This is a genomic window from Anaerorhabdus sp., from assembly GCF_036657415.1.
In the GTDB taxonomy this organism is placed as follows: domain Bacteria; phylum Bacillota_I; class Bacilli_A; order Erysipelotrichales; family Erysipelotrichaceae; genus Anaerorhabdus.
The window spans coordinates 1-6,915 of the sequence record NZ_JAVXGL010000094.1; the positions used below are offsets into that span (position 1 = coordinate 1).

At 32.6% G+C, this 6,915-nt stretch carries 8 protein-coding genes; 3 read left to right on the forward strand and 5 right to left on the reverse strand.

Going from position 1 to position 6,915, the window contains the following annotated elements:
- Together pncB and RSB60_RS10205 are read right to left on the reverse strand one after the other, a co-directional pair.
- Positions 1-721: nicotinate phosphoribosyltransferase (gene pncB, locus RSB60_RS10200; RefSeq protein WP_332616136.1), on the reverse strand; the 721-nt coding region annotated here is incomplete at its 3' end.
- Positions 718-1,290, reverse strand: a complete 573-nt coding sequence (locus RSB60_RS10205; protein WP_332616138.1) for a cysteine hydrolase family protein — start codon at positions 1,288-1,290, stop codon at positions 718-720. The genes RSB60_RS10205 and pncB, both read right to left, overlap by 4 nt.
- A 110-nt stretch (positions 1,291-1,400) precedes the next feature.
- Between RSB60_RS10205 and yfmF the strand changes: the two genes are divergently transcribed.
- The 3 genes from yfmF to RSB60_RS10220 all read left to right on the forward strand — a co-directional run bounded on the left by yfmF (position 1,401) and on the right by RSB60_RS10220 (position 4,351).
- A complete protein-coding gene (gene yfmF, locus RSB60_RS10210; RefSeq protein ID WP_332616140.1) occupies positions 1,401-2,654 on the forward strand; it encodes an EF-P 5-aminopentanol modification-associated protein YfmF in 1,254 nt (417 codons plus the stop codon).
- Positions 2,647-3,927 carry an EF-P 5-aminopentanol modification-associated protein YfmH gene (gene yfmH, locus RSB60_RS10215; RefSeq protein WP_332490917.1) on the forward strand — a complete coding sequence of 427 codons (1,281 nt, stop codon included), beginning with the start codon at positions 2,647-2,649 and terminating at the stop codon, positions 3,925-3,927. Before yfmF ends, yfmH begins: the two co-directional genes overlap by 8 nt.
- A 109-nt stretch (positions 3,928-4,036) precedes the next feature.
- The gene (locus RSB60_RS10220) at positions 4,037-4,351 is read left to right on the forward strand and encodes a single-stranded DNA-binding protein (protein ID WP_332616142.1); all 315 of its coding nucleotides are present in this window, start codon (positions 4,037-4,039) and stop codon (positions 4,349-4,351) included.
- A gap of 40 nt (positions 4,352-4,391) precedes the next feature.
- On the opposite strand, the gene RSB60_RS10225 is transcribed toward RSB60_RS10220, so the two are convergent.
- The 3 genes from RSB60_RS10225 to RSB60_RS10235 all read right to left on the reverse strand — a co-directional run bounded on the left by RSB60_RS10225 (position 4,392) and on the right by RSB60_RS10235 (position 6,760).
- Positions 4,392-4,544: a hypothetical protein gene (locus RSB60_RS10225; RefSeq protein ID WP_332616144.1), complete on the reverse strand. Its 153-nt coding sequence runs from the start codon at positions 4,542-4,544 to the stop codon at positions 4,392-4,394.
- Between the two features lie 144 nt (positions 4,545-4,688).
- Positions 4,689-5,648, reverse strand: a complete 960-nt coding sequence (locus tag RSB60_RS10230) for an ABC transporter permease (protein ID WP_323381651.1) — start codon at positions 5,646-5,648, stop codon at positions 4,689-4,691.
- Positions 5,645-6,760 carry an ABC transporter permease gene (locus RSB60_RS10235; RefSeq protein ID WP_323381652.1) on the reverse strand — a complete coding sequence of 372 codons (1,116 nt, stop codon included), beginning with the start codon at positions 6,758-6,760 and terminating at the stop codon, positions 5,645-5,647. The genes RSB60_RS10230 and RSB60_RS10235 overlap by 4 nt, the downstream gene beginning before the upstream one ends.
- Positions 6,761-6,915 lie beyond the last annotated feature (155 nt).

The window sequence follows — 6,915 nt, forward strand, 5'->3', positions numbered from 1 at the left end:
TAGGAATACCTGAATGCAATGTATCATATGTATCAACCAATAAAACACAACTATCTGGGGCAATTTGAGCATAACTTTTAAATGCTTCAAATTCATTATCATGAAGTTGGATATAACTATGCGCAATTGTACCACTTACAGGTATACCATATTTTACACCTGCAGCTGTACACGCTGTACCTGTACATCCTGCAATGTAAGCCGCTCTTGCGCCTTCAACTGCAGCATCCATACCATGAGCACGACGTGAACCCATTTCAAGTACACCACGTCCTTGGGCAGCCTGTACAATACGATATCCTTTAGTTGTTACAAGAGTTGCATAGTTAATACAGATTAATAAAATTGTTTCTAAGATTTGTGCTTGAATTAATGTTCCACGCACAGTCACAAGGGGTTCATTCGCAAATACCGGCGTTCCCTCTTTACAAGCCCAAATATCTACCGTAAGTTTTAAGTTTTTCAAATAAGCCAAAAATTCTTCATCAAAACAATTGGTCTTACGCAAATAATCAATGCACTCTTCATCAAATTCAAAATTCTTTACAAAATCTATAAAACGGTGAAGTCCATTAAAAATCATGAATCCACCACCATCCGGAATTCTACGAATAAACATATCGAAATATGCAATTTCTTCATGCTTATTTTCTTTGAAATAAGCATAACTCATTGTATATTCATAAAAATCTGTCATCAACATCAATTCTTTATTTGTCATTCCATTATCTCCTTATAAGAATCTATAATTTTAATTCCAGCATTTGCCATTAATGTAATTGCCATTTCATTAAATTGACCTTGCTCATGACCTGGAAGTCCAAACGTTTCAACAGTATCGCGTACAACACTCACACCCACTTTTAAATTGTGTTGATTAATATATCCCTTTAATGATAAAGCAAATTGTAATACACAGATATCTGTACAACAACCAACACAAACAAATTCATCTGCATGAATCTTATCAAATACATTAATAAAATCTGGATGCATAAATCCATTAGTTGAATTCTTATATAATGTAACCATCTTATTTTTAAATGGTACTAATTCATCAATTAATTCTGCTTCATGACTCTCTTTCAAACAATGTGGTGGAAATGCCATAAATTCATTTGCATTTTCATCGTGAGAATCTTGGAAATTTAAAACTGAATAATCTTTTTCAATAAAATACTTTGTTAGAGAAACTATATTTGGTGTAATTTTATCAATTGAAGAATCACTTAATGCTCCTTCATGAATAAAACCATGAATCATATCAATAATAACTAAACATTTTTTCATATGCTTTTCCCACTCCATTTTATCTATTATAAACTTATTTATCTTAGAATAAAAGAGAAGACCGTGTCAAAATTGTCCAAATGAGATATACTTACAAAGGAGGATTTACTATGAAAACTGATATTTTAGCAAACAATGTAAAGATTCATTATCATCCTACTTCTAAGTTTAAGGATATAACGATAGCTTTCCGTTTCATGAATTCATTAGAAACTATTAATCGCCCGAGTAGATATTATCTCGCACAGTTATTAAGCGACACTTGTAAGAAATACCCAACCAAAGATGCAGTTACTCGTGTACTTGATGAGAATTTTGGTGCCAACTTCAAATCATCAGGAGATACTGTTGGTAATACTGATTTATTAGAATTTCGTTGCACAATGCTTAATGGACAATATGTAAATCAAGATTTACTTTCTAAGCAAATTGAATTAATTTATGATTTTATTTATGATCCAAATTTTATAAATAACAGTTTTACAGAAACTGCTTATGAAGAAATTCAAGAACGTTTACTTCTTATGGTACGTTCATATAATGACCAACCAAGTAATTATGCTTACAATCAAGCCCGTATTGCATTTGGTGAACAATTAAAAATCAAAGCATTACCTTCTATTCAAGAAATTGAAGAATGTACATTGGAAGATGTAAATAAAGCATATTTTGATATGATAAAAAATGATTCTCTTGAAATTTTTGTACTTGGTGAATTTGATCAAGATAAAATTGAAAAATGTATCAAAGAAAAATTCAATTTCACAGATCGCGTATTTAACACTGTAATTGTACAAACTTGTACAAGAAATGACTTTAGTGAAATTATTGACAGAAAACCTATCCATCAATCTCGTGTAGTATTTATTTACCAAACAAATCAAACAATTCAAGATGATGACTATGATGCAATTCTTGTAGGTAATGGATTATTTGGCGGCTTACCCACTTCTTTCCTATTCCAAGAAGTACGCGAGAAACATAGTCTCTGCTATACTATTTCTTCACGTTACGATGGTTATGATGGCATCATGGTTATGCAAACTGCCATCGATGGTCAAAACTATGAGCGTGTTAAAGAATTGGTAGACCAACAATTTAAACGTATTGTTGATGGTGATTTTGATGAACAACATCTTGAAACCACGAAAAAAATGTACATCAATACATTACGTTCTAGTTTAGATGCACAAAAATCAATTATTGCTTATGACTACCGTGTCTCTTTGTTAGGTCCTAAACGTAGTGTTGAAGAAACAATCAATCATATTAAAACAGTAACCAAAGAAGAAATCATTCAAGCCTTTAAAAAGATTGAATGTAAACTACATTACTGTTTAACCCAGGAGGAAACTCATGATTAAAAACGAAAACAAGAATTTCAAAGAAACTTATTATGAAGATTGTTGTGATAATGGTTTGAAAATTGTTGTCTGGCATAAACCTGAATTTGCTACAACATCTTGCCTATTCGCAACACCTTACGGTAGCTTTGATTTTGAACAAATCGACCAAGATGGTCATAAAATAAAATTCCCTGAAGGTATTGCACATTTTCTTGAACACAAGCTATTTGAATCAGATGAAGGCGATGTCATGAGTACTTTCTCTACAATGGGTGCTAATGTCAACGCATTTACTTCTTTTAACGAAACTGTATATTATTTTGATACAAGTGATGAAGACATCGCCGAACCACTTAACTTATTGCTTGATTTTGTCCAAGATTTACGTATCACAACAGAATCAGTTGAAAAGGAAAAAGGAATAATCGCACAAGAATTAAATATGTATCTAGAAATGCCGGACTCACGTTTACTTTTTGAAACATTTAGGTCATTATACAAATATCATCCACTAAAAAATGATATTGGTGGTACTGTTGAATCTGTTTACCAAATTACGAAAGAAAATTTAGAAGATTGTTATGCAATTAATTATCATCCCGCAAATATGATGGTCATTGTTGTCACACCAGTTGATCCTGAAAAAGTAATTCATTTAATCAAAGAAAATCAAAGTCATAAAACATTCCCTAAATTCAAACCGGTAACACGTTACTTTGAGGAAGAGCCTAAAGAAGTATTTGAAAAAACTAAAACCATCATCATGGATGTGACTAATCAAAAAATATGCTTAGGTTATAAATTACCTGTACTCGATGAAACTGATGCATCACGTGTAAAACGAGATTGGGCATTACGTTTTATTTTAGAAAATCATTTCACTACTATGAATCCTGAGTATCAGTCATGGATAGATACTCATCAAATTTCACACTACTTTGAATATGAAATTGATTTATCAAAAGACTATGCACTTCTCATTTTTTCTGATGAAGGAATTCAATTAGATGCTTTTAAAGCATTCATAGAAAAACAACTTGAGATAATAAAGAAAAATGCATTAAATGAAGATGCTCTTTATCAATTAAAAAACCGCTCACTTGGTGAAAGCTTAACTATCTTTAATCAACCTGATGCAATTGGTATTCAATATTTTAGAAATATCCAAACAGGTGTTAGTTTATTTGATACAATTGAGATCATTTCAAGTTTAACTTGTGAAGATTGTACGAACGCATTAAACAACTACAGTTTTGATGAAATGTCTGAAATTGTAATTAAATCCAAATAAGAACTTATACACAAAAAGCATACTTGTCCTTTTAATTTTAAAAGACAAATATGCTTTTTTGACGTTACCCCAGATTAAGCGAATAATAAATTTAGAAATGGAGGTATCTATGTTAAATCAATGTGTTTTAGTCGGTAAAGTAAAGGAATCACCCATCATAAAAAAAACTCCAAATGGAACCACTACTGCCACACTTCTACTTGATGTAGAGCGAGCATTTAGAAATTCAAATGGAGAAATAGAATATGATGTATTTGCGATAACTCTATGGCGAGGTATTGCTGAAGATTGTCAAGCATGTGAACCTGGAACACTTGTCGGCATCCGAGGAAGACTACAAGCCAATGTTCATAGCGCAAGCAATGATATCACTTACTATAATGCTGAAATTATTGCAGAAAAATTATCGTTCTTATCACGCTAAAGAAAAACCATATCAATATTGATATGGTTTCATTGTTTTTTTACATGCATCGTCGGCCTGAAAAGATTTCACTCAAACTCTTGAAAGTTTGGTTCTCCGTTGAATTTTCTTTTTGAGAATCATTCAAGAGTTCAGTTAAACTTGAATACTCCTTCGATTCTACTAATTCATCTTTTTTGTCAAATTCATTCATAATAAGTACCTTCTTTCATCTTTTCCTGCCCTAGGAATAATATTAGTCTAAGACAAATGTAAAAATAAAGCAAGCATTTTCTGAAATATTTTCATAATAATGTAAAAAACTGGATTCGATTAACAAATCCAGCTTTATTTATAGTTATCGTTTTCCTGAATCGTATATCTCACCAGCAGCTTTTGGTCCTACCGTTTTACCACTAAATACAATTAGTGCTAAGATTGTGAACACATATGGAATACATGCGAAGAATTCTGAAGGCATTTGATTCAATACCGGAATCATACTTGCATATACACCTAATGCAGATGAGAAACCAAAGAAGATAGCAGCACCTAATACACCAAATGGATTCCATTTACCGAAAATAAGTGCAGCAATTGATATAAACCCTACCCCATGGATAGATGCAATTGTATATTGTACACCAGATGTAAGAACTAAAACAGCTCCTGCTAATCCACCTAAACATCCTGATAAAATTACACCTGCATAACGCATTTTATATACATTAATACCCATAGAAGCACTTGCTTGTGGGTTTTCTCCACAAGAACGTAATCTTAATCCAAATGGAGTTTTGAATACAACATAATACACAATAAACACTAAAGCAACTGCAATAAAGATTGTTGGATAAATATTCTTAAAGAACATATCACCAATAATTGGAATTTCAGAAAGTATAGGAACTTCTTTAATTTTAGAAATACCTTTAGTAAAAGATTCTGTACGTTGTTGATTGAAAATAATTTGACATAAATAAATTGTGATTCCGCCTGCAAGTAAGTTAATTGCAGTACCAGCGATTGTTTGATCCGCTTTAAAGTTAATAGTAGATACTGCCAATAAAAGTGAGTAGATACCCCCTGCAACTAAACCAGCTACAAGTCCAATCCATCCTGCATAATGACCAATACCTGGAGCATTTTGTAGAAGTACACAAACTGTAGCTCCTGCAAATCCACCTACCATCATAATACCTTCTAAAGCAATGTTAACAATTCCTGAACGTTCTGAGAATAGGCCTCCAAGAGCACAAATTATAATTGGAGCTGCAATCATCAGTACTGATGGAAACATCGAAATAATTAAATTCATTTCGAATCACCTCCTTGCATGGCTAAGCTAGGATCTTTCTTTTTAGGTTTTCGTGCTTTTAATTTCAAAATAACAAGTTGAATTGCATATTGTAATGCAACGAAGAATACAATCGAACTAGAAATAATATCTCCAATTTCTTTTGGTACACCATATGTTTGTAATAATGGTTGAGCAACTTTTAATAGTCCAAAAAGCATACCTGCAAGCATAATACCAATGGCATTACATCCTCCAACTAAAGCAACTGCAATTCCATCAAAACCATAGTTATCCATCGCAACCATTACACGGCCATATCCGAATGTACCTTGTACAACGATAGCACCTGCAAGCCCTGCAAGAAAACCAGAAATCATAATTGATAAAATAATACTTTTATTTACTCTGATACCTGCATAACGAGCACCCTCTTTATTAAATCCAGTTGCACGTAATGAGTATCCAAATGATGTTTTTTCAATAATGAACCAATATGCAATAATTGCAATAATTACAATAACAAATCCCCAGTGTAAACGGCTATTGTTTGTGAGTTGTTTGAAGAACTCACTACCAAGCATTGCATTTGCAGGAATGTTAACTGTTCTTTGAGGAGAAGATCCTGGAAGCGCACGTAAGAAATAGTTCGCTCCATAAAGCGCAGTATAGTTCAACATAATTCCTGTAACAACTTCTGATATATTAAACTTAGATTTTAAGATACCTGGAATAAATGCCCAACAAGCACCTGCTAGTCCACCAAATAGTACACATATAATTGGCGCAATACCATTTGGCATTGGAACAGAAATTGCAATTATACAACTTGCTAAACTACCTACAATAACTTGTCCTTCACATCCAATGTTGAACATACCCGTACGATATGCAAACCCAACAGACAAACCTGTTAAAATAATTGGCATTGTACTTACTAAAAATTCACCTGGATAACGTAAATTAACTGTAGAACCAGCTTTTAACATATCAATTCCAGTTAAACCTTTAATTAATCCAGCAAACAATGTTGATACATCTTTACCAGAAATAAGCAAGATTAACATCCCTACTAAAATTCCAAGAAATATCGCAATCACAGGGACTAAGATTTTGTCATATTTCCTATTCATGATCCAATACCCCCTCAATTTTAGAGCCTGCCATCATCAAGCCTAATTGTTTTTCATCCGTATCTTTTGCATTAACAATTCCTGTAATACCACCATTATACATAACAGCGATACGATCACTTAACCCCAAGACTTCATCAAGTTCAAAGGATACA